Annotated in this window: 18 protein-coding genes; 5 read left to right on the forward strand and 13 right to left on the reverse strand. The window is 71.9% G+C overall.

Features of this window, described 5'->3' with window-relative positions; all coding sequences use genetic code 11:
- Positions 1 to 2,244 (reverse strand): NAD-dependent DNA ligase LigA (gene ligA / locus ACFP1K_RS10000; RefSeq protein WP_380749481.1); only part of this gene is annotated, 2,244 nt, incomplete at its 3' end.
- A 190-nt stretch (positions 2,245 to 2,434) separates the two neighbouring features.
- On the reverse strand, positions 2,435 to 3,445 hold the full coding sequence (locus tag ACFP1K_RS10005) for a methionine synthase (RefSeq protein ID WP_380749484.1): 1,011 nt from the start codon (positions 3,443 to 3,445) through the stop codon (positions 2,435 to 2,437).
- Between the two features lie 237 nt (positions 3,446 to 3,682).
- On the opposite strand from ACFP1K_RS10005, the gene ACFP1K_RS10010 reads away from it, so the two are divergent.
- Positions 3,683 to 4,315: an MBL fold metallo-hydrolase gene (locus tag ACFP1K_RS10010; protein ID WP_380749487.1), complete on the forward strand. Its 633-nt coding sequence runs from the start codon at positions 3,683 to 3,685 to the stop codon at positions 4,313 to 4,315.
- An 18-nt stretch (positions 4,316 to 4,333) separates the two neighbouring features.
- Here ACFP1K_RS10010 and mnmA read toward each other — a convergent pair whose 3' ends face one another.
- From mnmA to ACFP1K_RS10025, 3 genes are all read right to left on the reverse strand, one after another.
- Positions 4,334 to 5,404: a tRNA 2-thiouridine(34) synthase MnmA gene (mnmA, locus tag ACFP1K_RS10015; protein WP_380749490.1), complete on the reverse strand. Its 1,071-nt coding sequence runs from the start codon at positions 5,402 to 5,404 to the stop codon at positions 4,334 to 4,336.
- 69 nt (positions 5,405 to 5,473) lie between these two features.
- Positions 5,474 to 5,623 (reverse strand): hypothetical protein, encoded by a 150-nt coding sequence (locus tag ACFP1K_RS10020; RefSeq protein WP_380749493.1) that lies wholly within the window; start codon positions 5,621 to 5,623, stop codon positions 5,474 to 5,476.
- Between the two features lie 104 nt (positions 5,624 to 5,727).
- Positions 5,728 to 6,666, reverse strand: coding sequence for a MerR family transcriptional regulator (locus ACFP1K_RS10025; protein ID WP_380749496.1), 939 nt, complete (start codon positions 6,664 to 6,666; stop codon positions 5,728 to 5,730).
- A gap of 281 nt (positions 6,667 to 6,947) precedes the next feature.
- On the opposite strand from ACFP1K_RS10025, the gene ACFP1K_RS10030 reads away from it, so the two are divergent.
- Both ACFP1K_RS10030 and ACFP1K_RS10035 read left to right on the forward strand, forming a co-directional pair.
- Complete coding sequence (locus ACFP1K_RS10030) at positions 6,948 to 8,387, forward strand: FG-GAP repeat domain-containing protein (RefSeq protein ID WP_380749499.1); 1,440 nt, start codon at positions 6,948 to 6,950, stop codon at positions 8,385 to 8,387.
- A gap of 89 nt (positions 8,388 to 8,476) precedes the next feature.
- Positions 8,477 to 9,916: an FG-GAP repeat domain-containing protein gene (locus ACFP1K_RS10035; RefSeq protein ID WP_380749503.1), complete on the forward strand. Its 1,440-nt coding sequence runs from the start codon at positions 8,477 to 8,479 to the stop codon at positions 9,914 to 9,916.
- A gap of 79 nt (positions 9,917 to 9,995) precedes the next feature.
- Here ACFP1K_RS10035 and ACFP1K_RS10040 read toward each other — a convergent pair whose 3' ends face one another.
- Complete coding sequence (locus ACFP1K_RS10040) at positions 9,996 to 11,156, reverse strand: cysteine desulfurase family protein (RefSeq protein WP_380749981.1); 1,161 nt, start codon at positions 11,154 to 11,156, stop codon at positions 9,996 to 9,998.
- A 59-nt stretch (positions 11,157 to 11,215) separates the two neighbouring features.
- Here ACFP1K_RS10040 and ACFP1K_RS10045 point away from each other — a divergent pair, with 59 nt between their 5' ends.
- Both ACFP1K_RS10045 and ACFP1K_RS10050 read left to right on the forward strand, forming a co-directional pair.
- The gene (locus tag ACFP1K_RS10045; protein WP_380749505.1) at positions 11,216 to 11,722 is read left to right on the forward strand and encodes a TetR/AcrR family transcriptional regulator; all 507 of its coding nucleotides are present in this window, start codon (positions 11,216 to 11,218) and stop codon (positions 11,720 to 11,722) included.
- 151 nt (positions 11,723 to 11,873) lie between these two features.
- Positions 11,874 to 13,460 carry an MFS transporter gene (locus tag ACFP1K_RS10050; RefSeq protein WP_380749508.1) on the forward strand — a complete coding sequence of 529 codons (1,587 nt, stop codon included), beginning with the start codon at positions 11,874 to 11,876 and terminating at the stop codon, positions 13,458 to 13,460.
- 627 nt (positions 13,461 to 14,087) lie between these two features.
- Here ACFP1K_RS10050 and ACFP1K_RS10055 read toward each other — a convergent pair.
- The 7 genes from ACFP1K_RS10055 to ACFP1K_RS10085 all read right to left on the reverse strand — a co-directional run bounded on the left by ACFP1K_RS10055 (position 14,088) and on the right by ACFP1K_RS10085 (position 24,304).
- Positions 14,088 to 15,041: an electron transfer flavoprotein subunit alpha/FixB family protein gene (locus tag ACFP1K_RS10055; RefSeq protein WP_380749511.1), complete on the reverse strand. Its 954-nt coding sequence runs from the start codon at positions 15,039 to 15,041 to the stop codon at positions 14,088 to 14,090.
- 10 nt (positions 15,042 to 15,051) lie between these two features.
- Positions 15,052 to 15,831 carry an electron transfer flavoprotein subunit beta/FixA family protein gene (locus tag ACFP1K_RS10060; protein WP_380749514.1) on the reverse strand — a complete coding sequence of 260 codons (780 nt, stop codon included), beginning with the start codon at positions 15,829 to 15,831 and terminating at the stop codon, positions 15,052 to 15,054.
- A gap of 196 nt (positions 15,832 to 16,027) precedes the next feature.
- Positions 16,028 to 17,248 (reverse strand): serine/threonine-protein kinase, encoded by a 1,221-nt coding sequence (locus ACFP1K_RS10065; protein ID WP_380749517.1) that lies wholly within the window; start codon positions 17,246 to 17,248, stop codon positions 16,028 to 16,030.
- 72 nt (positions 17,249 to 17,320) lie between these two features.
- Positions 17,321 to 19,312, reverse strand: a complete 1,992-nt coding sequence (locus ACFP1K_RS10070; RefSeq protein ID WP_380749520.1) for a serine/threonine-protein kinase — start codon at positions 19,310 to 19,312, stop codon at positions 17,321 to 17,323.
- Positions 19,309 to 21,684, reverse strand: coding sequence for a serine/threonine protein kinase (locus tag ACFP1K_RS10075; RefSeq protein ID WP_380749523.1), 2,376 nt, complete (start codon positions 21,682 to 21,684; stop codon positions 19,309 to 19,311). The genes ACFP1K_RS10070 and ACFP1K_RS10075 overlap by 4 nt, the downstream gene beginning before the upstream one ends.
- 391 nt (positions 21,685 to 22,075) lie before the next feature.
- Positions 22,076 to 22,600: a YbaK/EbsC family protein gene (locus ACFP1K_RS10080; RefSeq protein WP_380749526.1), complete on the reverse strand. Its 525-nt coding sequence runs from the start codon at positions 22,598 to 22,600 to the stop codon at positions 22,076 to 22,078.
- Between the two features lie 3 nt (positions 22,601 to 22,603).
- A complete protein-coding gene (locus ACFP1K_RS10085; RefSeq protein ID WP_380749529.1) occupies positions 22,604 to 24,304 on the reverse strand; it encodes a flavin monoamine oxidase family protein in 1,701 nt (566 codons plus the stop codon).
- Positions 24,305 to 24,309 lie beyond the last annotated feature (5 nt).

A 24,309-nucleotide genomic window follows, 5' to 3' on the forward strand; every position in this document is an offset into this window, starting at 1 on the left:
GGCGGGGGTCACGGGGTCCGTGGCGGGGGTCACGGGGTCCGTGGCGGGGGTCACGGGGTCCGTGGCGGGGGTCACGGGGTCCGTGGCGGGGGTCACGGCTTCGGGGCCGTGTTGGAGGAGGGTCTGGAAGGACTCCTCGTCGAGGATGGGGACGCCTAGTTTTTCGGCCTTGTCGTACTTGGAGCCGGCGTTCTCGCCGGCCACCAGGAAGCTGGTCTTCTTGGAGACCGAGCCGGTGACCTTGCCGCCGCGGCCGGTGATGGCCTCGCCGGCCTCGTCGCGGGTGAAGGCCTCCAGGGTGCCGGTGACGACGAAGGTCAGGCCGGTGAGGAACTGCGGGCCCTGGGCCACGGGGGGATCGTCGGCCATGCGGACGCCGGCGGCGCGCCAGCGGTCGACGATCTCGCGGTGCCAGTCCTCGGCGTACCACTCGTGGATGGAGGCGGCGATGGTGGGGCCCACGCCCTCCACCGCGGCGAGTTCCTCCTCGGAGGCTCCGAAAATGCGGTCCAGGGAGAGGAACGCCGTGGCGAGGGCCTGGGCGGCGGTGGGGCCCACGTGGCGGATGGAGAGGGCGACGAGGACGCGCCACAGGGGCTGCTGCTTGGCCTTCTCCAACTGGGCGAGCATGAGCTCGGCGTTCTTGCTGGGCTTGCCGTCCATGTTGGCGAAGAGCGTGACGATCTTGGGCTGGCCGGTCTCCGGGTCGGTCTTGGGCAGGCCGGTGTCCTGGTCGCGCACCACCGATCTGATCGGCAGCAACTGGTCGATGGTCAGGTCGAACAGATCGGCCTCGGTGCGCACCGGCGGCTGCTCCGGCGGCTCGGGGGCGGTCAGCGCGGTCGCCGCGACGTAACCGAGCCCCTCGATGTAGAACGCGCCCCGGCCCGCCGCGAAGAAGATGCGCTCGCGCAGCTGCGCGGGGCACGAGCGGGCGTTGGGACAGCGGATGTCGACGTCCGCCTCCTTCATGTGCCGCAACTCGGTGCCGCACTCCGGGCAGTGGGTGGGCATGACGAACTCGCGCTCGGTACCGTCGCGCAGGCTGGCGACGGGGCCGACGATCTCGGGGATCACGTCGCCCGCCTTGCGCAGCACCACGGTGTCGCCGATCAGCACCCCCTTGCGCGCCACCTCGGAGGCGTTGTGCAGCGTGGCCCGCTCCACCGTGGACTGAGCCACGATCACCGGCGCCATCACGCCGTACGGGGTGACACGGCCGGTGCGGCCGACGCCGACCTGGATGTCCAGGAGCTTGGTGTTGACCTCCTCCGGCGGGTACTTGAAGGCGATCGCCCACCGGGGCGCCCGGGAGGTGGAGCCGAGCTGCCGCTGCAGCTCGATGCGGTCGATCTTGACCACCACGCCGTCGATCTCGTACTCGGTGTCGTGGCGGTGCTGCCGGTAGTACTCGACGAACTCGTCGATCTCGGTGAGGCCGCCGAGGACCTTGTACAGCTCGCTGACCGGCAGCCCGAAGTCCCGCAGCTTCTCGTAGACGCCGGACTGGGTGGACGGGAACGCCGGCCCGCCCTCCCAGACGCCGACGCCGTGCACGATCATGCGCAGCGCCCGCTGGGCGGTGATCCGCGGGTCCTTCTGCCGCAGCGAGCCCGCCCCCGAGTTGCGCGGGTTGGCGAACGGCGGCTTGCCGGACGCGATCAACTGCTCGTTGAGCCTCTCGAAGCCCTCGACCGAGAGGTAGACCTCACCGCGGACCTCCAGCAGGTCCGGCACGTCCCCGGTGAGCCGGTGCGGGATGTTGGCGATGGTGCGCACGTTGGGGGTCACGTCCTCGCCGACCCGGCCGTCGCCGCGGGTGGCGCCCCTGACCAGGCGGCCCTTCTCGTACACCAGGGCGATAGCCAGCCCGTCGATCTTCAGCTCGCACAGGTACGGCGCGGGGTCTCGCTCCAGCAGCCGCTCGGCCCTCGCCTGCCAGCCGGCGAGGTCGGCGCCGTTGAAGGCGTTGTCCAGGCTCTCCAGGCGCCTCAGGTGGCTGACCCGCGCGAACTCGGTGGAGATCGGCGCGCCGACCTTCTGGGTGGGTGAATCGGGGGTCCGCAGGCTGGGATGCGCCTCCTCCAGCTCACGCAGCTCGCGCATCCACGCGTCGTACTCCCCATCGCTGACGGTGGGCGCGTCGAGCACGTAGTACCGCCAGTTGGCCTCGTCGGCCAGCTCGGCGAGCTCGGCGTGACGATCCCGCGCACTCACCGGAACGCCCTCCACCTCAGCAGTCATGCCATCTCCCCTCATCGCTCGCCCCCCTGCAGAACGCTACGGCCGGCGACGGGCTCCAGCACCCCCGCTTAGCCGCTCTACCTGGGGAATCGTTACTCCTACCATGCCATCCAGCACCGACATTTCTCCACGAACCTCGCCATAGCCACCATCCCCCCACAACCCCCACCATTCCAACCCCTACCAGGCGTCAGCTCTCATGGCTCTCCGGGTCCTCGTGCAGGACCCGGGCCGCCTCGCGGCAGCGGGCGAGCGCGGCGCGGGCGTAGGGCGGGGAGGCGCCCGCGAGGCCGCAGGACGGGGTGAGGACGACCTGGTCGGCCAGGCGGCCGGGGGGGAAGCCCAGGCGGCGCCAGAGCTCGATGGCGGGCTTGGCCACGACGCCCTTGTCAGGGAGGCGGGTTCCGGTGCCGGGGACCACGCCGAGGAACAGGGCGGTGCCGGCCTCGATGGCCTCGCCGAGGTGGTCCTCGTCGCGGCGGCGCAGCAGGCCGAGGTCCAGCGAGAGGCCACCGGCGCCGGTGGAGCTCAGCACGTCGAACGGCACGCCGGGGGCGCAGCAGTGGATCACGGTGAAGGCGTCGGCGGGCACCACGGCTCTCAGCCGTTCGGCCACCAGTGGCGGCTCCACCGCGGCCAGCCGCCCGAAGCCCGAGGCGGTGGGCACGTCGCCGGCCAGCACGCCGGGCAGCCCCGGCTCGTCCAGCTGGACGAGCACCCGCGCGCCCGGCACCCGGGTGCGCACCGCCGTGATGTGCGCGGCCAGGCCCTCGGCCAGCGAGTCGGTGAGGTCGCGCACCGCGCCGGGATCGGCCAGCATCTTGTCGCCGTACCGCAGCTCGATGGCGCCCGCGAGAGTCCACGGGCCGCAGACCTGGATCTTCAGCGGCCCCTCGTAGCCCAGCGCGAGCTCCTCCAGCCCGTCCAGGTCGCGGGACAGGTGATCGCCGGCGCGGCGCGCGTCCCGCCCCGGGTGGCCGGCCATCCGCCAGCCGGACGGCTGCACCTCGACCGGCAGCTCAAGCAGCAGGGAGGCGGTGCGCCCGATCATGTCGGCCCCCACCCCGCGCTCCGGCAACTCGGGGAGGTAGGGCAGGTCGGGCAACTCGCCGAACACCACGCGCAGCGCCTCGACGTGGTCGGTACCCGGATGGGACCCGACCCCGGTCGCCGTAGCGGTATTCCAGGGAAAGTCGTTCACAGCCCGAAGCTTAGGACCGGCGGCACCCGCCGGTCCCCGCCCTGTGGACGAACGACGGGGCTGTGGACAGAGCGAGGCCCCTCGGGCCGAGATGTGGTAACGCGGCCTGGAGTCCGGGATCCGCCGTCCGGTCTTCAGGATCCCCCGTCCGCTTTCCTGTCCGCGGTCCAGTATTTCCGCGGCTGGGATCGGGTGGCGGATGGGAGTGGTGAGGTGATGCGGGTCATGATGGGAGGTATGAAGCTCACCAAACATGGGCACGCGTGCGTGCGGCTGGAGAAGGACGGGGCCACGCTGGTCATCGATCCCGGCGGGCTCACCGAGGAGTCGGCGCTGGACGGGGCGGACGCCGTCCTGATCACGCATGAGCACTTCGACCATCTGGAGGTCAAGCGTCTGGCCGCGCTGGGGCCTCAGGTGCAGATCTGGACGTGCGGGGCGGTGGCCGCGCAGCTGGAAGGGCTCAGCACGAAGGTCAACGTCGTGGGGGAAGGGGACTCGTTCAGCGCGGCCGGGTTCGAGGTCGGGGTGCTCGGGCGGGACCACGCGCGTGTCGCGTTCGACATGCCGGTGGTGCCGAACATCGGCTTCCTGGTGGACGGCGAGGTGTTCCACCCCGGCGACGCGTTCACCGTGCCGAGTGTCCCGGTGGGCACGCTGCTCACGCCCACCACGGGACCATGGCTCAAGGCCTCCGAGTACGTCGACTACCTGCGTGAGGTCGCCCCTCGGCGGGCCTATTCGATCCACGACGGCCTGTACAACGACATCGGGCTGTTCCTGGTCGACAGCATCCTGGAGCGCCGCGGCAAGGACCAGGCAGGCGATTTCCGCCGCCTCAAGCCCGGCGAGAGCGTCACCCTGCCCTGAGCGCCCGGGGGCCAGGGCTCAGGACGAGGAGGTGATGGTGGCGGAGCCGATGACGGTGTCGCCGTCGTAGAGGACGGCCGCCTGGCCCGCCGCCACACCCGTCGCCGGGGTGTCGAGCTGGATGTGCAGCTCGTCGCCGGACAGCTGCACCCGGCACCCGTACACCTCGCCGTGGGCACGCAGCTGGACCTGGCACGCCAGAGGCTGGTGCGGCTCAGCGGCGGGGCCGTTCCAGACCGGGCGCTCCGCCACGATCGAGGAGACCGCCAGGGCCGAGCGGGGCCCCACCGTCACCGTGTTGGACACCGGCTCGATGGACAGGACGTAACGAGGACGGCCGTCAGGGGTGGGCCGGTCGATCCGCAGCCCCTTGCGCTGCCCGACGGTGAAGCCATAGGCCCCGTTGTGCCCGCCGACGACCTCGCCGGACTCGTCCACGATCGGGCCGGGCTCGGACCCGAGCCGCTCGGCCAGGAAGCCGCGGGTGTCGCCGTCCGCGATGAAGCAGATGTCGTGGCTGTCGGGCTTGTCGGCGACGGTGAGCCCACGCGCGGCGGCCTCGACCCGCACCTCGGCCTTGGTCGAATCGCCCAGCGGGAAGATCGCCCGTCCGAGCTGCTCACGGGTCAGCACCCCGAGCACGTACGACTGGTCCTTGCCGGAGTCCACGCTGCGCCGCAGCACCCCGTCGTCCAGCCGCGCGTGATGCCCGGTGACCACCGCGTCGAACCCGAGCGCCACCGCCCGGTCCAGCACGGCCGTGAACTTGATCTTCTCGTTGCAGCGCAGGCAGGGGTTCGGGGTGCGCCCCGCCGCGTACTCACTGACGAAGTCCTCGACCACGTCCCGGTGGAACCGCTCCGCCATGTCCCACACATAGAACGGAATCCCGATCACGTCGGCCGCCCGCCGCGCGTCCCGGGAGTCCTCCAGCGTGCAACACCCCCGCGCCCCGGTCCGATACGACTGAGGATTGGACGACAAGGCGAGATGAACCCCGGTCACGTCATACCCGGCCTCAGCCGCCCGGGCCGCCGCCACCGCGGAATCGACACCGCCCGACATGGCGGCAAGCACACGAAGACTCATAACCCTTCGAGACTACCTTTCCCCGCACCCCCGGCGCCCCGCCCACCACCTGAACGTTGACGGCCCACCTCACCGCTGCTCTTCTGTCACCGCAAGACCACGCCCCTCCAGCACCAGCAATATGGACTTGGCCGCACCCACGACCACGCCCTCTTCGCGGCCCTCTTCGCGGCCTTGGGCGCGGATTTCGGAGATGTAGGCGTGGGTCTTGGTGGCCATGAGAGTCCTCCAGAGGTTGCGGCGTCACCTTCGCCGAGGCCCGCTTCGGTGAATTCGGCCAGGTTGGCGGCCTCTTTCTCGTCGATCTGCTGAAGTGCGCGCCGTCAGGTGTGAGCGCGGAGGGCCTTGCCGATCCAGTCGTGGGCGGCGGTCTGTGGGTGTGGCCATGGGGCGCCGGTGATGATCGCGGCGAGTTCCCACTGGCGGGTGGCGCGCGGGTCGTGCTCCTTGTACGCCCGCGCCAGGGCCCGGCGGTGCTCCGGTCCGTCCTCGGTGCCGTGCATGCCGGCGAGCAGGGTGATCACCTTCTCCAGTACCGGCACGGCCTCCGGCGAGGCGGGGTCCACGCCGTCCTCTATGGCGGCGAGCACGGTGTCCGCGACCACCTGGTTGTCGTCTCGCCACCGTTCCAGATCGGTCGGCCCCTCCCGCTCCTGCTTCTCCCAGAACTCCTCGCTCTGGCGGCGCAGGCTGGCCCGGTAGTCCTCGTCGGCCATCAGCTCCACCAGCTCCAGCCAGGCGTCCAGCTGACGCGAGGTGGGCTCGGCGGGCAGGTCGGGCACCATCGCCTCACGCAGCCCCGTCAGCCACTGCTCGCGGGCCCGGTTGCCCCCGCCCACCTCGGCGACGAACGAGTCCAGCAGCGCCGCCCGCTCGGCCGCCCCGAGCCGCCCGAGGGTGTTGAGCCTGCGCAGATCGCCCTCCGACGGATCCCCCTTGTCAAGGGTCGCCCGCAGCACCGCCCTGGTCCGCTGGAGGTTCTTGAGCTGGGTCTCCACGGTGCGCAGGTGCAGCATGAGCACCTGCTTGAGGTCTCGCTCCCCCAGCGACCGGATGGTGGCCAGATCGACCCCGATGTCGCGCAGCGCCCGCACCAGCTCCAGCCGCGCCAGGTCGTCCTCGCCGTACACGCGGTACCCGGCCGACGTGCGCTCCCGCTCGGGCAGCACACCGGCGTCGGAGTAGAAACGGATCGTCTTCACCGGCAGACCGGACATCCGGGAGAGCTGCCCGATGGTGTACCCGTCCCGCGGTGACGCCATGGCTCCGGCTCCTCATTTGACCCGTCGAGTCTCCAGCGAATGGATACTTTACCGATTCGCGCGACGGCGCGAAGTCATTCGCTTCACCTGCCGCGATCTTGATTGGGCGGTCATACCTCCGCCGGACGCCTGAATGAGCCGTCCGCGGGTGGACCAGGCGTTTCTCCCGGCCCACGGGGCGGCGGGGCCTATCACTTCAGTGAGTTACAGCGATCTTGCAGAGAATTTGGAGCACGTCGGAGTTTCGTTTGTCTCGACCGATACCGAGAGGAACGACTTCTATGAACCCTCCGCACGCACGGCCCCGCCGGGCACCGCGAAACGCCAAGCGGCCCGCCGGTCTGGTAGCGGCGATCTCGACAGGGCTGATATTAGCCTTCCCCACCGCCGCGGCGGCCGACCCCACGCCCTCGCCGAAAGCCAGTGACGTCAACGCGGCGCGGGCCCTCGCGGCGTGCGACCCCGCCGGGCCCACGTCCGCCGACGCCCGCCTCGCCGCGGAGTTGAACGGCAAGCTCAGGGCGAAGATGCGCGGTTACATGTCGGCGTACCGGGTGTCGTGCGCCCGGATGGTGATCAAAGCGGTCGCCGACAGGGGCCTGCACTCGCGGGCCGCCGTGATCGCGATCACCACGACGATCGTCGAGAGCAGCATCGACAACATCAGCGAGGAACTCGACCACGACAGCCTGGGGCTGTTCCAGCAGCGGGCGTCCTGGGGCACCAGGGCTCAGCGTCTCAATCCGACCTGGGCGACGAGCGCGTTCCTGAACAAGATGCAGTCGAAGTATCCGAACGGTTCCTGGCGGACGGCCCCCATCGGCGAGGTCTGCCAGGCGGTCCAGGTCTCGGCCTACCCGGACCGGTACCAGCCGCAGGCCGGCGACGCGCAGATCATCGTGGACACCGTCTCGGGCGGGCTCTCACGCACCGATTTCAGCGGTGACGGGAACGCCGACGTGTTAGCGCGGAACGCCACCACGAAGGATCTGCATCTCTACCGGGGCAACGGTTCGGGTGGCTTTGCCAGCGGGACCGGCGAGAACATCAGCAACAACTGGTCCGCCTTCGACACCATCTTCTCCCCCGGCGACTTCAACGGCGACGGAAAGACCGACATCCTGGCACGCAACGCCACCACAAAAGACCTCCACCTCTACCGCGGCAACGGCACCGGCGGCTTCGCCAGCGGCACCGGCGAAAACATCAGCAACAACTGGTCCGCCTTCGACACCATCTTCTCCCCCGGCGACTTCAACGGCGACGGAAACGCCGACATCCTCGCCCGCAACGCCACCACAAAAGACCTCCACCTCTACCGAGGCAACGGCTCAGGCGGCTTCGCCAGCGGCACCGGCGAAAACATCAGCAACAACTGGTCCGCCTTCGACACCATCTTCTCCCCCGGCGACTTCAACGGCGACGGAAACGCCGACATCCTGGCACGCAACGCCACCACAAAGGACCTCCACCTCTACCGAGGCAACGGCTCCGGCGGCTTCGCCAGCGGCACCGGCGAAAACATCAGCAACAACTGGTCCGCCTTCGACACCATCTTCTCCCCCGGCGACTTCAACGGCGACGGAAAGACCGACATCCTCGCCCGCAACGCCACCACAAAAGACCTCCACCTCTACCGAGGCAACGGCACCGGCGGCTTCGCCAGCGGCACCGGCGAAAACATCAGCAACAACTGGTCCGCCTTCGACATGATCTTCTGAACGGCCGGTCGCTCTATCGAGAACTTCCAGAGGATCCGCAGCGACGCGTATCGGTCTTCCACCCACAGGAATCCCTAAGGAAAGCAGCCATGTACCAATCAGCCATCCGCCTGACCTTGTTCCGCGCCGTCGCCATATTCGCGGCGCTCGTCACCGCCATGTTCGCCCTCGTCGCCCTCGACGTGGGCATGAAGAGGAACCACGCGAGCGCGGCGAGTACCGCCGGCGGGCCCATCACACGTTCTGAGGTGCTTACTCGGGCGCAGAACTGGGTGAGCCGCAACGTTCAGTACAACCTGACGCGCCGGTCCAACACGCTTGTCACCGATGTGGACGGGTCGCACAGGTACGGGCCCGACTGTTCCGGGCTGGTGTCCATGGCTTGGCACATCACGGCGAACTCCGGCAAGGGAGGGAACAGCACCTCCGATTTCGCGGGCTGGTCCGGCAAGCGCTACCTGTCGAGCCTGCACGATCTTCGGCCGGGGGACGCCATCCTCAAGGACGGGCACATGGAGCTGTTCGCCCGGTGGAAGAACTCCGCCGACCACAGCCAGGGCGCCTGGACGTACTCCCTGAACGGCGGCGCCGACCCGGACGGCGACGGCTGGCAGAACGACTGGGCCAAGGGGCCGAGCACGAACTCCCACGGCCAGGTCGGCAGCGAGTCCTGGTCGAGCATGCAGGACTACCGCCCGATCCGCTACAACAACATCGTCGAGGACGGCGGCGCCGGCGGTGACTTCAGCGGTGATGGGAACGCCGACGTGTTAGCCCGCAACGCCACCACGAAGGATCTGCACCTCTACCGGGGCAACGGCTCAGGCGGCTTCGCCAGCGGCACCGGCGAGAACATCAGCAACAACTGGTCCGCCTTCGACACCATCTTCTCCCCCGGCGACTTCAACGGCGACGGAAAGACCGACATCCTGGCACGCAACGCCACCACAAAGGATCTGCACCTCTACCGGGGCAACGGCTCAGGCGGCTTCGCCAGCGGCACCGGCGAAAACATCAGCAACAACTGGTCCGCCTTCGACACCATCTTCTCCCCCGGCGACTTCAACGGCGACGGAAACGCCGACATCCTCGCCCGCAACGCCACCACAAAAGACCTCCACCTCTACCGAGGCAACGGCTCAGGCGGCTTCGCCAGCGGCACCGGCGAAAACATCAGCAACAACTGGTCCGCCTTCGACACCATCTTCTCCCCCGGCGACTTCAACGGCGACGGAAACGCCGACATCCTGGCACGCAACGCCACCACGAAGGATCTGCACCTCTACCGGGGCAACGGCTCGGGTGGCTTCGCCAGCGGGACCGGCGAGAACATCAGCAACAACTGGTCCGCCTTCGACACCATCTTCTCCCCCGGCGACTTCAACGGCGACGGAAAGACCGACATCCTCGCCCGCAACGCCACCACAAAAGACCTCCACCTCTACCGAGGCAACGGCACCGGCGGCTTCGCCAGCGGCACCGGCGAGAACATCAGCAACAACTGGTCCGCCTTCGACGTGATCTTCTAGACGACAAAGCCCGAAACCCGGCCGCCGAGAACCGGCTGGCCGGTTTCGCGCGACCGGCGTGGCCGACGCCGGCTTGGGTTCAGCCGACCCCGGCGCGCCGGGCGCGTTCGACGACCGGGCCGAGGACCTCCAGCAGGCGGTCCACGTCGGCCAGGGTGGAGGTGTGGCCGAGGGAGAAGCGCAGGGAGCCTCTCGCGCGGACGGCGTCCGAGCCCATGGCGAGCAGGACGTGGGACGGCTGGGCGACGCCCGCCGAGCAGGCCGAGCCGGTGGAGCACTCGATGCCCTTGGCGTCCAGGAGCATCAGCAACGCGTCGCCTTCGCAGCCGGGGAAGGAGAAGTGGGCGTTGCCGGGGAGGCGGTCGTCGGGGTGGCCGTTGAGGATCACGTCGGGGACCGCCGCGCGGACTCCGGCGATCAGATGGTCCCGCAGGGAGCGCAGGTGGGCGACGTTCTCGTCGCGGCGCTCCACGGCCGTGCGCACGGCCGCCGCGAAGCCGGCGATGGCGGGGGTGTCCAGGGTGCCCGACCTGACTTCGCGCTCCTGGCCGCCGCCGTGCAGCACGGGGACCGGGTCGACGCCGCGGGCCAGCAGCAGCGCGCCGACGCCCATCGGGCCGCCGAGCTTGTGGCCGGACACGGTGAGCGCGGCCACGCCGGACTCGGCGAACGACACGGGGAGCTTCCCGACGGCCTGGACCGCGTCGGTGTGGAAAGGGATGCCGTGCTCGGCGGCGATGGCGGCCAGTTCGGCGACCGGCTGGACGGTGCCGACCTCGTTGTTGGCCCACATGACGCTGACCAGCGCCACCCGCCCGGGGTCGCGCTCGATGGCGGCGCGCAGGGTCTCGGGGTGGACTCTGCCGTACTCGTCCACCTCCAGGGACTCCACCGAGGCGCCCTGGCGGTCGGCGAGCCAGTGGGCGGGGTCCAGGGCGGCGTGGTGTTCCACCGCGCTGATCAGCACGCGGTCGGCTCCGGTGGCGGCGTGCCCGGCCCAGTACAGGCCCTTGATGGCGAGGTTGTCGGCCTCGGTTCCGCCGGCGGTGAAGACCACCTCGCTCGGGCGAGCGCCGAGGGCGCCGGCGATGGTCTCGCGGGACTCCTCGACGACTCTGCGGGTGCGGCGGCCGGCAGAGTGGAGTGACGAGGCGTTGCCGACCCGCACGAGCTGTGCGGTCATCGCCTCGATCGCCTCGGGGAGCATGGGCGTGGTCGCCGCGTGGTCGAGATAAGCCATGGCGTACTCAAGAGTACCCACTTTGCCCCCTGTACCGTCCGGCCGGTATAGTAACGGGTGTGAGAAAAGATGAGCTTTTGAACGCCGCGGAGACGCTGCTGGCCGAGCAGGGGGCCCCGTGCCTCACGCTGTCGGCCGTGGCCGAGCGCGCCGGCGTGAGCAAAGGCGGTCTTCTCTATCACTTCAGCACCAAGGAAGCCCTGATCAGAGGCTTGATCGAGCGGCTCGTCCGCGATTTCGACGAGCTGGTGGCCGCGCAGGACGAGCGTTCCTACACGCGGGCTTACCTCGCGGCGACATTCCTCGCCGTCCGGAGCGGACGGCTGAGACGCTGGGCCGTGGTGACCGGCGCGGCGGGCGATCCCGACCTGCTCGCCCCGTTACGCGAGGCCATGGCGCGCTGGCATCGGGAGGGCCTGGCCGACGAGCCGGACCCGATGGCGGCCCGGATCGTCCGGCTGGCCTGTGAGGGGCTGTGGGAAGTGGCGACACACGACCCCGGCTTCTACGACGAGTCCCAGTACGAAGACTTGCACCGCAGGCTCTGCGCCCTCCTGCCCGCGTGACGGTCTGACCTCGGTCCCGTCCGCGTCCTTCTCCCTTTTCACCTCACGTCTGTTTCGTCACGCACGCATGCCGTACACCCCCTCCGGCGTGTGATGACGCCGCATGCCCGCGCACTGCGGGCCGCCCCGAAGATCTTGAAAGGAAACGCTGATGAGCCGCGCCCTGAGGACCGCCCGGTACGGGGTGATCCTCACTTTTGTTCTCGCCGGACTGGTGTGTGGCACGTATACCGTGCGCATTCCCGCCCTCACCGACAAACTCGGCATATCCGAGGCGTCGATGGGCGTGGTCCTGCTCGCCTGGGGTCTTGGGGCCCTGGTGGCGATGCAGGCCATGCGCGGGGTGATGGCCCGGGTGGGCAGCGGCGCGGTGCTGCGGATCGGGGCGCCGCTGTGCGCGGTCTCGCTGCTCGCGGTGGCGGCGGCGCCGTCGTACCCGCTGGTCGTGGCGGCGTCCGCGCTGTTCGGCATGTTCTTCGGCACGGTGGACGTGGCGATGAACGCCCAGGGCGCGACGGTGGAGCGGGCCTACGGCCGGCCGCTGATGAACGGCATGCACGCCGGGTGGTGCGTCGGCGCCATGTCCGCCGGTGTGCTCGGCACGGTCGCCATCTCGTTCGGCATGTCGTTCACCGCCAACCTGGCACTGGTCGCCGCGGCGGCCATCCCCGCCTCGTTCCTGCTCAGCCGGACGTACCTGCCCGACCTGGCCGCCGCCCCCTCCGCCGAGGAGGGACGCCGTCGTCTGCCTCCCGTCGTCTACCTGCTCGGCGTGATCGCCTTCGCCGCCTTCATGGTGGAGGGGGCCGTCGCCGACTGGAACGGCCTGTACCTGCGCGACACCATCGGCGCCCCCGAGGCCGTCGCCGCGATCGGCTACCCGATCTTCGAGGCGGGCATGCTGGTGTCCCGCCTGGCCGGCGACCGCCTGCGCTCCCGCGTCGGCGCCCGCCGCCTGATCATGGCCTCCGGCCTGGCCACCGCCGCCGCCTTCGCGGTGGTCCTGACCACCTCGTCGATAGTGATCGCCATCGCCGGAATGGTCCTGATCGGCCTCTCCGTAGCCACGATCTCCCCCATGGCCCTCTCTTTGGCCGGCGCCGCCACCCGCACCCCCGGCCCCGCCATCGCCCAGACCGGCGCCATGGGCTACGCCGGCCTCCTCCTGGGCCCCGTAGTGATCGGCATGCTCACCCACACCACCTCCCTACGCACCGCCCTAACCATAACCATCGCCCTAGGCCTAGCCACCGCCCTAACCGCCCACTTCCTCCCCACCCCCTCCCCCCGCCCCACCTCCTCCCTCCGCCGCACCCGTCTCCGCCGCCCCACCGATCACGGCACGCCGGCACCTCAGCCGACTGGCGTGACGGCGTCCCGGAGTACCGGGGTACTGACACCCAAGGCGCTCGTCCTACCGACACCCAAGGCGCTCGGCACGGGGACGTCCCCAGTGACCAGCGCAGTGACAGCCCGGGTGCTCAGCGCAGGGACGCTCCAGGCGACCGGCGCAGGGACACCCCAGCCAATCAGCGCAGGGACATCCCAGCCGACCGGCGCGGGAACGGCCGGGGTGGGCGGCGTGCCGACGCCCCGGCCAGGCTCCGCGAAGCGGGGCCACGCGCTGGCAGGGGCGTGTTCTGTCGGCGCCGGGTCGGCGGGACGTGGTACGGCGAACACGGCGGCGTCGTACGGCGCTCACCCGGCGTCTGGCGCCTCCGGCCCTCGCCACCACTGATCCTTAGTGCGGGGACGTCCCGCTGGCCGACGCAGGAACACCCCGGGCGATCGGCGTGGAAACGCCCCAGCCGACCAGCGCGGGGACGGCCGGGGTGGGCGGCGTGCCGACGCCCCGGGAGAGCTCCGCGAAGCGCGGAACTCGCGCTCGCAGGGGTGTGTTCTGTCGGCGCCGGGTCGGCGGGACGTGGTACGGCGGAATCGGCGCCGTCGTACGGCGCGCATCCGGCGTGTGCCGCCTCCGGTGCTCGTCACCACTGATCCTTGTGGCAGGGGCGAAGATCGCCCTAATTCTCAGGGGACGTCACCAGCGATGTTCGAGGGCGGAGCCAAGGCGGCGGGAAAGGGACGGGCCGGCAGGCTCGGGGGTGCGGGGGTGTCCCCCGTATAAGCACAGCCCTTGCGGCTTTCGCGCGGAGCGCGGCCTCCGCGAGGACCATTTCACCGGCGCCGCACACACGCCGGGTTGTCCGCCGTACGGCGGCGCCGACTTCGCCGTGCTGCCTCCCGCCGTCGCGGCGCCGGTTGGGATGAGCATCCAGGGATCGGGAGAGGTGGGTACCGAAGGCCGGAGACGCGGTGGCCCCGCCGGACCGGGGTCGGTTCGGCGGGGCCGGGGGCGCTGGAGCTAGCGGCGCTTTTCGACCTCTTCGGTTAGTTGGGGGACTACCTGGTGGAGGTCGCCTACTACGCCGAAGTCGGCCAGTTCGAAGATGGGGGCTTCGGGGTCCTTGTTGATGGCGATGATGGTTTTGGCGGTCTGCATGCCGGCGCGGTGCTGGATGGCGCCGGAGATGCCGGCGGCGATGTAGAGCTGGGGGGAGACCGTTTTGCCGGTTTGGCCTACCTGGAACTGGTGGGGGTACCAGCCGGCGTCGGTGGCGGCTCGGGAGGCGCCTACGGCGGCGCCTAGGGAGTCGGCCAGTTTCTCGATCACGGCGAAGTTCTCGGCGGAACCCACGCCGCGGCCGCCGGAGACCACGATGGAGGCCTCGGTGAGCTCGGGGCGGGCGCCCTTCTCCTGCTTGACGCGTTCGACGACGTGGGCCGCCTTGGCGACGTCGGACAGGGCCACCTCCACGCGCTCCTCGGCACCGGCGCCGGCCACGGGCTGGGGTGCGGTGGAGTTGGGGCGGACGGCGACGATGGGGGTGCCCTTGCGGACGCGGGACTTGACGTTGACGCCGCCGCCGAAGATGGACTGCTCGGCGACGAAGCCCTCGCCAAGGCCCACGGCATCGGTGATGACGCCGGAGTCGGTCTTGATCGCCAGTCGCCCGGCGACCTCCTTGCCCTCGGCGGTGGCCGCCACCAGCACCCCGGCGGGGGCGGCGGCGGAGATCAGCTGGGCGAGCAGCTCGGCCTTGGGCGCGACGACGTGGTCGGCCAGCTCGCCGGCGTCCGCGACGTAGATCTTCTCGGCGCCGTACTCGGCCAGCCTGGCCTGGGCGTCCGGGGAGTATCCCGGCCCCGCCCACACCGCCGACGGCGAGCCCAGGGTGCGGGCCAGCGTCAGCAGCTCCAGAGTGACCTTCTTGACCGCGCCGTCGACGTGCTCGACGAGAACCAGAATCTCAGTCATCGGTCACTCCTCAGATGAACTTCTTCGACGCGAGGAAGTCGGCGGTCTTGCTCCCGCCGTCGCCCTCGTCCTTGACGATCGTCCCCGCGGCCCGCGGCGGCGCCACGGCGAACTCGGCCACCTCGCTCCAGGCCGCGGCCAGCCCCACCTGCCCGGCGTCGAGCCCGGCGTCCGCGACGCCGAGGGTCTCGACCGGCTTCTTCTTGGCGGCCATGATGCCCTTGAACGACGGGTAACGCGGCTCGTTGATCTTCTCCACCACGGACACGACGGCGGGCAGTGTGCCCTGGACCCGGTCGTACCCGTAGTCGGTGACCCGCTGGATCGTCACGGACGTCCCGTCGATGTCGACCTTGGACGCGAGGGTGAGCTGCGCCACGCCGAGCCGCTCGGCGAGCATGGCGGCGAGCATGCCGGTGCGCGCGTCGGTGGACTCCGAGCCGAGGATGACCAGGTCGAAGCCGATCCGCTTCAGCGTCTCCGCCAGGGCGTACGACGTGGACAGGGCGTCGGAGCCGTGCAGGGCGTCGTCCACCAGGTGGACGGCCTTGTCGGCGCCCATGGCGAGGGCCTTGCGGATCGTGTCCGTGGCCCTGGCCGGACCCATGGTGAGGACGGTCACCTCGCCGCCGTGGGCCTCTTTGACCTTGAGGGCCTCTTCGACGGCGTATTCGCACAATTCGTTGATGACGCCGTCCGCGGCGTCACGGTCGAGCGTGTTGTCATCGGACCTCAGCTTGCGCTCGGTCGCCGTGTCGGGGACCTGCTTCACGCAGACGACGATGTTCATGGCCGGTGGCCGACCTCCCGTATCCCAGGCGCTCGGGCGCCGTTTCGTCCGCGCGCGCGGGGTACGCGCGCGTCTCGCCTCATGTTACTCGACAGTAGCTTACGGATCCCGCGAGCGGGCCGGGCGTCCGGACCCGCCGCGGCGGATCACCACTCTCCCGGCCACCCTATACCGAACATTATTCCAGACCGCGGCCTCACCCCGCGAAGGCCACCATCACCAGCACGACAAGCACGGTCGCCAGCGCGAGCAACAGGGTGAAGGGGCTGAACACCGTGCTCAGCAAGGCGTACAGACCGACGGTACCCGCCCCGCTGACCAGGTCGAACACCGCGCGCGCCCGCGTGCCGGCCGCCAGCCCGACCCCCGCGTCCACCAGCACCCCGACGCCGTACACCGACAGCAGCAGCAACGCCACCTCCGGCACGTACGCCTCGGCCGCGGCGGCGGCCAGACCCGCCACCACCCCTGTGGACACCACCCAGCGCCTACGTACCTTCTCCCGGTGCCGCGCCCGCGCCTCCTCCACCGAGGTCGACGACGCGCGCTCGTCCCGGGCGCGGGCCGGCCGCCACTCCATCGTCGTGGGCTCGTCCCCGCCCGCGGCCCGCCGCGGCTCCATGGGCGGCGGCGCGACCGTCCCCAGCCTGGCGCACAGCCGTTCCGCCGTCGGCCGCTCCGCGGGGGCCGTCCGCAGGCACTCCTCCAGCAGCGGGGCCAGCCAGGCGGGCACCTCGCCGAGGTCCGGCGGGTGGTGCACGACGCGGTAGGCCACCGCGGACGCCGGGCCGGTGCCGTACGGCTGGCGGCCCGACGCGGCGTACGCCAGCGTGGCGCCGAGCGAGAACACATCGGCCTCCGGCCCGACGCTCCCGCCCTCAAGCACCTCCGGCGCCAGGTAGCCGGGCGTGCCCAGCACCGCCCCCGACGCGGTCACCGACGCCGAGTCCAGCGCGTAGGCGATGCCGAAGTCGATGACGTACGGCTCCCCGTCCGCGATGATCACGTTCGCGGGCTTGAGGTCGCGGTGCACCACCCCCGCGCCGTGGATCGCCGCCAGCGCCTCGGCCAGCCCCCGGGCCAGCCGCATCAGGTCGCCTCCCCGCAGCGGCTCCCCGCCCGCCAGCAGCGCGGCCAGGGAGCGCCCTTGGACGTACCGCGTGACGATGTACGGCCGGGTGCCCTCCAGCGAGGCGTCGAGGATCTCGGCGATGTGCGCCCCGCGCACCCGCCGCATGGTCTCGACCTCCCTGGCCAGCCGCGCGACCGCGGTCTCGTCCGCGGCGACGTGCGGGTGCAGCACCTTCACCGCGACCGTACGGCCCTCGGGGTCCAGCGCGAGGTGCACCTCGCCGAACCCCCCGGCCCCGAGCCGGGACAGCAGCCGGTAGGGCCCCAGCCGGTCCGCCGTAGGCACGCCCAATGCGACTCCTTCCGGCCCGCCTGTTCCCCTCACCTTTCCACGGTCACGTGCGGGGAAACGGCGGTATCACCTCCCGAACGGGAAGAACCCGAAGCCGTTGCGGCCGAGCAGGTCTTTCAGCAGGCCGCCGATCACTCCCATGGCGCTGTCCCTGGCCGACTGCCCGAGCGCGCTGATCGCGTCCGACGGCGGGCGCCAGGGCACCCACGAGGGGATGGTGTTCAGCGCGGTCGCCACGGCCAGGAACGCCACCGTGCCCACGATGATCGTCACGACCATGCCCGCCCCGGGGCTGCGGATCACCGCGGTGAGGCTGCGCGCCACCGCCTTGCGCGGCTTGCCACCGCCGGGCAGCAGGAACAGGCCCGCGACGAACGCCGCGGCGCCCCACGCGGCGGCGGAGTCGCCGCCGGACCCGGTGTCCCGGAACCCGGCCGCGTAGTACAGCCCGCCCCAGACGAGCACCCCGAACATCAGGGCCACCGGAGTGGCCAGCAACGTGGCGAACGCCGCCTTGACCAGCGCCCACGGCGTGCCGAGCACGGCGAGCAGCGGGTCGCTCGGGCTGCTGCCCCTGATCGAGCGCCGCTGCGCCAGGTCGCCCCACAGGTACTCCCCGACCCGAAGGCACAGCGCGAGCACGACCATCAGCGAGCCGACCAGCACGGGCAGCATGCGGGCCCCGGAGACCGCGATGACGAGCAGCAGGGCCGCGAGCAGGGGATGCCCGGTTCGGTACGGCTGGCGCGGCTCGCGTTCGGCGGGCTGCGGCGGCACGTGCGGCCGGGGCTGGTGCGGCGGGGCCACCGGCGTGGGGCGCCCGGACGGCGGGGGCGGCGGGTATCCGGCGACGCGCTGGTCGGCGTACGGCGCCGGGGCGTGCCCGTGCGGCGGGCCGTAGGGCGGCGGGGGGTAGGCCGGGGCGGGCGGCGGGGCGGCCGGGACCGCTCCCGCGGCGGGCCTCTCCGCGCGGCTGCGCTTCGGCCGGTCGGGCGGCTCGGCGTACTGCACGGGGGGCAGCAGGTCGGAGTAGCTGTCCTCGTACACGGGCCGGGTGCGCTTGGTGGGCGGCAGGTCGTCGCCCGCGCCGTTCGGGGAGGCGGCGCCGTCGAGCACCCGGGTGCCGTCCGGCACGCCGCCGGGCGGGCGGGGGCTTCCGTACGGGGCCGCGTCCGGGCCGGCGGGGTCGATCCGGCGGGTGTGGCCGGGCTGGTCGGTGCGCGGCGGGGACTCCTGGAAGGCGGTGACGCTGGGGTCCAGCGCCCGGGACCGCGACAGCAGCCCGTACGCGTCCGGCCGCGCGGAGGCGTTCACCGCGAGGGCGGAGTGGAGCCAGCCGCGCAGCCAGCCGGGTGCCCGCTCGACGTCGGCCCGGCCCTCCATGATGTTGTAGCAGACCGACTCGAACGAACCGGTGCCGAACGGCGGCCGGCCGGTGGCGCCGAAGAACACCGTGGCGGCCAGCGCGTGCACGTCCGCGGCCTGCGTGATCTCCTCGTCCCTGATGATCTCGGGCGCGAGGTAGCCGGGGGTGCCGACGAACATGCCGGTCTGGGTGAGCCGGGTGGCGTTCACCAGGTGGGCGATGCCGAAGTCGATGACCAGCGGGTCGCCGTTGACCACCATGACGTTGGCCGGCTTGAGGTCGCGGTGGATCACGTCGGCGTTGTGGATGGCGATCAGCGCCTCGGACAGCCCCCGCGCCAGGCGGATGACCTGCTGCGCGGACAGCGGGCCGTCCGTCAGCACGATCTCTTCGAGCGTGCGGCCCGGCGCGAACCGCGTCACGATGTACGGCTGGCGGCCGGTGAGCCGGGCGTCCAGCACCTCGGCGACCCGCGGGCTGCGCACCCGGCGCATGGTCTCGACCTCGCGGGTCAGCCGGTCGCGGGCCTTGAGGTCCGCGGCCACGTGCGGGTGGAGGACCTTGACGGCGACCTGCCTGCCCTCCTCGTCGAGCCCGAGGTGGACCACCCCCATGCCTCCCTCGCCGAGGCGGCGTAGCAGGCGGTAGGGACCGAGTCGTTCCATCGTGTCCGGCACGCGTTCCCCCGTCATCCCGCCTTCCTCCGAAGGCTCTGCAGCTCTTGCAGCCAGTGGTCGATGTTCACCGGGCTCCAGATCGCGTCCCCCGCCGGCGCGACCAGGGTCATCACCGCGTAGGCCGTGACCGCGGCGGCCAGCAGACCGGTGATCGAGGCGAGCCCGATGGCGGCGCCCCGCTCGGGGAACGCCGCGGCGAGCGTCCTGCGCATCTGGCGGCCCGGCCCCTCCACGCCCGGGCCCGCGCAGACGATCCACAACGATACGGCGACGCCCCAGCTCAGGCAGGTGCCCACCGGCACGTGCCGCACCAGGAAGGCCAGCACCAGCGTGACCGGCACGCCGAGGATGAGGGCGTACGGCACCAGCGCGAGGGTGACGCCGATCGACTTCAGCAGGGCGCCGGGCGCGAACCCGCGCAGCAGGCCGGAGCGGCCGTGCTTCTGGTGGGCGATGTCCGCGGCGCGCAGCAGCACGGCGGCGGGCACGACGACCGCCGACGCCAGCACCGGCGCCACGACCGCCGCGCCGACCACGATGATCAGCGCGAGGATCGAGGCGACGCCGTAGAGGGCCGATGTCTCGGGCAGCCCGGTGCGGGCCGGGCCGGCCCCGACGAAGGCGGGGGTCTGGTCCGGCGGCAGGTGCACGGTGGGGACGTAGCCCTGGTTCTGGGCGGGCTGGACGGGTCCCCGCACGTGCGGGGTCCGCTCGTAGACCTCCGACGGCTGCTCGAACAACGCCTGGTTGTACGACCCCGGCCGCGCGCCGTGGCCCGCGCCGCCTTGACCGGTACCGCCCTGACCCGTGCCGCCCTGCGCCGGGCCGCTCTGGCCGTACGGCGTGGGCGCCTGCCCGGCCGGGTATCCCTGCTGCCGTCGCGGCGGGGCCTCCTGGCCGTGCTGGGCTAGCTGACCGTGCTGGACGTGTTGCGCGTTCTGGCCGTACTGGCCGGGCTGACCGTACGGCGTGCCCTGGCCGGGCTGCCCGGACGGCTGGGCGTTCTGGCCCTGCTGGCCCGGGTGCCCCTGGGGGCCGGACTGCCCCGGGTGGCCGGGCCGGGCGGCGGTGTTGCGGCCCTGGGCGTCCCGGTCGAGGGCGAGCTCCTCGGGACGGACCCGCCTGGTCGGCACCTCGCCCTGGTCGGGCGCGGGCTGCTGTGCGGCCTGCCAGTACGACCCGGTGGCGGGCGGCGCGAACCGGGTGGGCACGTCGCCCTCGGGCGTGCGCCCCTCCGCGGAGTCCCCCGCGCCGGGGCGAGGCACGGGGGTGGGCAGGCCCGCCGCGCGCAACTCGTCGCCGGTCACCCGCACCGTGGGCCAGGGATCCCCGGGCGCCTGCGGCGACTTGAGCAGGGACACGTACTCGTCGGCCCCGGCGACCGGCCCCGCGGCAGCCCCGGTCGGACGACCGGCCCCGACAGGCGGCCCCGTGACGGGCCCCCGAGCCGGACCGGCCGGCCCGGCGGGCGGGCCCTGGGCCGGGCCGGTGGCGGGAGCCTTGCGGGACGGGTTGGTGGGCTCAGGGGTCAGGCCCGACATGTCCGGCATGGTGCGGATCTCGTCGGGGGAACGCGGCCGGTTCGAACCGGCCGGCGGCGGCGCGAGCCTGGACAGCTGCGCGGCCAGCTCCACCGCGGTGGGCCGCTTGGCGGGGTCGCGCTGGAAGGCGCCCCGCAGCAACGGCTGAAGGATCGCCGGGGCGGCGTCGATGTTCGCCTTGCCCGCGGTGATGTTGTAGAAGACCATCTCCAGCGTGCCCTTGCCGAACGGCGGCTGGCCGGTCGCGGCGTACAGCAGCGTGCCGGCCCAGGCGTGCACGTCCACCTCGGACCCCGCCTCGTGGCCCTCGATGATCTCGGGGGCGAGGTAGCCGGGGGTGCCGATGAACATGCCGGTCTGGGTAAGCCGCGTCGCGTCCACCGCCTGGGCGATGCCGAAGTCGATCAGCACGGGCTCGCCGTCCAGCAGCAGGACGTTGCCCGGCTTGAGGTCACGGTGGATCACCCCGGCCGCGTGCACGGCCGCGAGCGCGTCGGCCACGCCGTGCGCCACCCGCAGCAGGGCGGCGACGCCGAGCGGGCCGTCCTGCTTGACGGCCTCGTCCAGCGGCATGCCGGCGACGTAGCGGGTCACGATGTAGGGACGGCTGCCGGTGACGTCGGCGTCCAGTACCTCGGCGATGTACCGGCTGCGCACGCGGCGCATCGTCTCGACCTCGCGGGACAGCCGCCTGCGCGCGACGTCGTCCCCGGCGACCTCGGCGCGCAGCACCTTCACCGCGACCTGCCTGCCGTGGGAGTCCAGGGCGAGGTGCACCACGCCCATGCCACCCGCACCGAGCCGCCGGAGCAGCCGGTAGGGGCCCAAACGGTCGTCCTGAGTCATCTGTTCTCCGGCGGTGCCCCGGAACCGGTTTCCGGAAGGAAGCGCCTTGCTCCAATTGTGACATTCGGCTTACTCTGCGCAATGGCCGTTCGGGAAATCCCGTCCCGCCGGGTGACGGAGCCCGTCACCATGTGCCGCCGAACCGGGCGACCCCCGTCGCCACCCGTTCCACGGCCGGCCGTCCACCGGCCACCGGTTACCCCCTTCGGCCTGGGACGGCCATGAGAGCCCTCCGCGGGTTCGCATCCGCGGTCCTTTACGGCACGTAGCACCATACCGGCTTAAACCCCGCCCATGAGATGAACCAAGAGGTCACATTCCCGGTTGTACAACGGACGAACCGGCCCCAACGGTTTCCCAAGTAGCCCAAGATTTTCTTCGGCCCCGCAGGTCACTGCGCGAGGGAGATCACCTCGGCGGTCTTCAACCGGGCCAGGGCGTCCCCGGCGAGGGCCAGCTTGGAGCCCCGGATCCCGCTGCCGATGACCACCTCGGGACGCCTCGCGACCTCGGTGTCCACCAGCACCGGCCAGTCCTCGGGCAGGCCCAGCGGGGTGATGCCGCCGTACTCCATGCCGGACATCGCCACCGCGTCGTCCTGCGCGGCGAACGACGACTTCCTGGCGTCCAGGTGGCGGCGGATCACGCCGTTGACGTCGGCGCGCATCGTGGCGAGCACCATGACGGCGGCGTACCGCGTCTCGCCGCCCCGCTTGGCCGCGACGATCACGCAGTTGGCCGAGTCGTCGAGCGCCACGCCGTACCGCTCGCAGAACGCCGCGGTGTCGGCCAGCGCCGGGTCGATCGGGGCCACCGACACCGCGTCGGCCATGGTCTCGAGTGCCCGGACGACAGGATCGGCGAGCAGGTCGCGGCGGTCCAGGGCGGGAACCCATTCGAGCGTGCCGAGGCTCACGGGTCATCCCTCCTTCAGTACACGGTGGTGCAGATCGGTCACCACCCTACGGGCCGATTCCAATGCCCCGGCCTGCCAGGCGATGAGATGGGTCAGCCAGTCGCCCGCGAAGTACACCCGCCCGGCCGGGCGCTGGAGCAGCGACAGGCCGCTGGTGGACGGCCAGCGCACCCACGCCCCCTCGATGTGCGGCTGCCTGCGCCACGCGACCGACACCGCGTCCAGCAGGTCACGGCGGTAGCGGGCGCCGTGCACCCGCGCGCCGTAGGCGAGGGCGCGGCGCAGGCGCTCGCGGTGCGGCATCGCGTCGTACGCCTCGGCGTTCGGGCCGGTGTTGTAGTAGCCCACCACCAGGCCGCGCTCGGTGTGGTAGTCGTGCGAGGGGTACCAGATGTGGCCGATGTCCAGGTCGGTCTCGGTGGCGCCGCCGTACACGCGGTCCTCCAGCTCCCACCAGCGGCGGCCGTACTCCAGGCCGATCTTGCCCGCCGACATGGGGACGGGCGTGGCGAGCGCCGAGCGGACGTCGGCGCCGAGGTTGGCGGGGATGCGGGCCATGACGTGCGGGGGGAGCGCGGCCACGCAGTAGTCGGCCTTCAGCGGGGCGCCGCCGTCGATCTCGACCTCCACGCCGCCCGGCCCGGTGGTGATCCTCGTCGCCCGGGTGCCGGTGCGGATGCGGGCGGCGCCCACCCGGCCCGCCAGGGCGCGGACGATGGCGTCCATGCCGCCGACCGGCTGGAACATCGGCATCGCCTGCTCGTAGCCGGCGTCCATGGTCAGCATGCGGCCGAGGCCCTGGCTGAGGACCTCGGCCAGCTCCGGCGGGCGGCCGAGCGCGGTGCCCGCCTTGATCCCGGGGTCGGATCCGTACCCTCTGCGGTCCCCGCCCGTGTAGGTCAGGGCGGGGCCGATCTCCCCGAAGTCGGATAAGAAGTCCAGCAGGAGTGCCTGGTCGGCCGGGGTGAGGCGGGCGTCCAGGGCGCCCGCGTCGGTGGCCTTGGCGAGCAGCTCGGAGATGTAGCCGTAGGCGTCCGCGCGGGCCGTGCGCATGCGGACCGGGGCGGTCATGCCGGAGGTGAGGACGTACGCGCTGGCGTTGCTGTTGACGAACACCTCCAGCGGGACGCCGAGCTCGCGGCAGTAGTCCAGCGTCACCATCCACTGCGCGATGCGCGCGGGACCGCTGTTGAAGTAGGTGCCGGGGCCGAACCGCACGAGACGCCTGTCCAGTGCGGCGGCCGACGCGGCCGGGGTGGCCGTTCCCGCCGGCCCGCTCGATCCGTCCGGGGAGGCCCCGCCCGCGCCGCGCGCCGTCCCCGTGTGCTCCCCGGCCAGCTCGGTGACCGTGTCGCCGCCGCGCAGCGTCATACTGCGCCCGCCCACCCGGTCCCGGGCCTCAAGCACCACGCAGTCGTACCCGGCCTTGCCCAGCTCGTACGCGCACGCCAGCCCCGCCACCCCGGCGCCGAGCACCAGCACCCGCGCCGGACGGCCGCCGCGCAACGTGAAGTCCGACCGGCCAGGAGGGACGTACGGCGCCGGGCCGGACGCGCCGCCGGTGCGGGGCAGCGGGTCGGTGGCCGGGCCGGGCGCCAGGCCGAGCACCCCCATCGCGGCGTACATCGCGCCCGCGCCGCCGGCGGCGCCGATCCCGACGAGCAGCGAACGGCGCGTCAGCGCCCTCTTCGCGGAGTCCGCCACCCGCG

The organism is Sphaerisporangium aureirubrum, assembly GCF_042658925.1.
GTDB lineage: Bacteria > Actinomycetota > Actinomycetes > Streptosporangiales > Streptosporangiaceae > Sphaerisporangium > Sphaerisporangium aureirubrum.

Coding starts and splice junctions, on each gene's coding strand:
- ACFP1K_RS10010 (WP_380749487.1), top strand. CDS start 3,683: ATGAAGCTCACCAAACATGGGCACGCGTGCGTGCGGCTGGAGAAGGAC.
- mnmA (WP_380749490.1), bottom strand. CDS start 5,404: ATGAGTCTTCGTGTGCTTGCCGCCATGTCGGGCGGTGTCGATTCCGCG.
- ACFP1K_RS10020 (WP_380749493.1), bottom strand. CDS start 5,623: ATGGCCACCAAGACCCACGCCTACATCTCCGAAATCCGCGCCCAAGGC.
- ACFP1K_RS10025 (WP_380749496.1), bottom strand. CDS start 6,666: ATGGCGTCACCGCGGGACGGGTACACCATCGGGCAGCTCTCCCGGATG.
- ACFP1K_RS10030 (WP_380749499.1), top strand. CDS start 6,948: ATGAACCCTCCGCACGCACGGCCCCGCCGGGCACCGCGAAACGCCAAG.
- ACFP1K_RS10035 (WP_380749503.1), top strand. CDS start 8,477: ATGTACCAATCAGCCATCCGCCTGACCTTGTTCCGCGCCGTCGCCATA.
- ACFP1K_RS10040 (WP_380749981.1), bottom strand. CDS start 11,156: ATGGCTTATCTCGACCACGCGGCGACCACGCCCATGCTCCCCGAGGCG.
- ACFP1K_RS10050 (WP_380749508.1), top strand. CDS start 11,874: ATGAGCCGCGCCCTGAGGACCGCCCGGTACGGGGTGATCCTCACTTTT.
- ACFP1K_RS10055 (WP_380749511.1), bottom strand. CDS start 15,041: ATGACTGAGATTCTGGTTCTCGTCGAGCACGTCGACGGCGCGGTCAAG.
- ACFP1K_RS10060 (WP_380749514.1), bottom strand. CDS start 15,831: ATGAACATCGTCGTCTGCGTGAAGCAGGTCCCCGACACGGCGACCGAG.
- ACFP1K_RS10070 (WP_380749520.1), bottom strand. CDS start 19,312: ATGACGGGGGAACGCGTGCCGGACACGATGGAACGACTCGGTCCCTAC.
- ACFP1K_RS10075 (WP_380749523.1), bottom strand. CDS start 21,684: ATGACTCAGGACGACCGTTTGGGCCCCTACCGGCTGCTCCGGCGGCTC.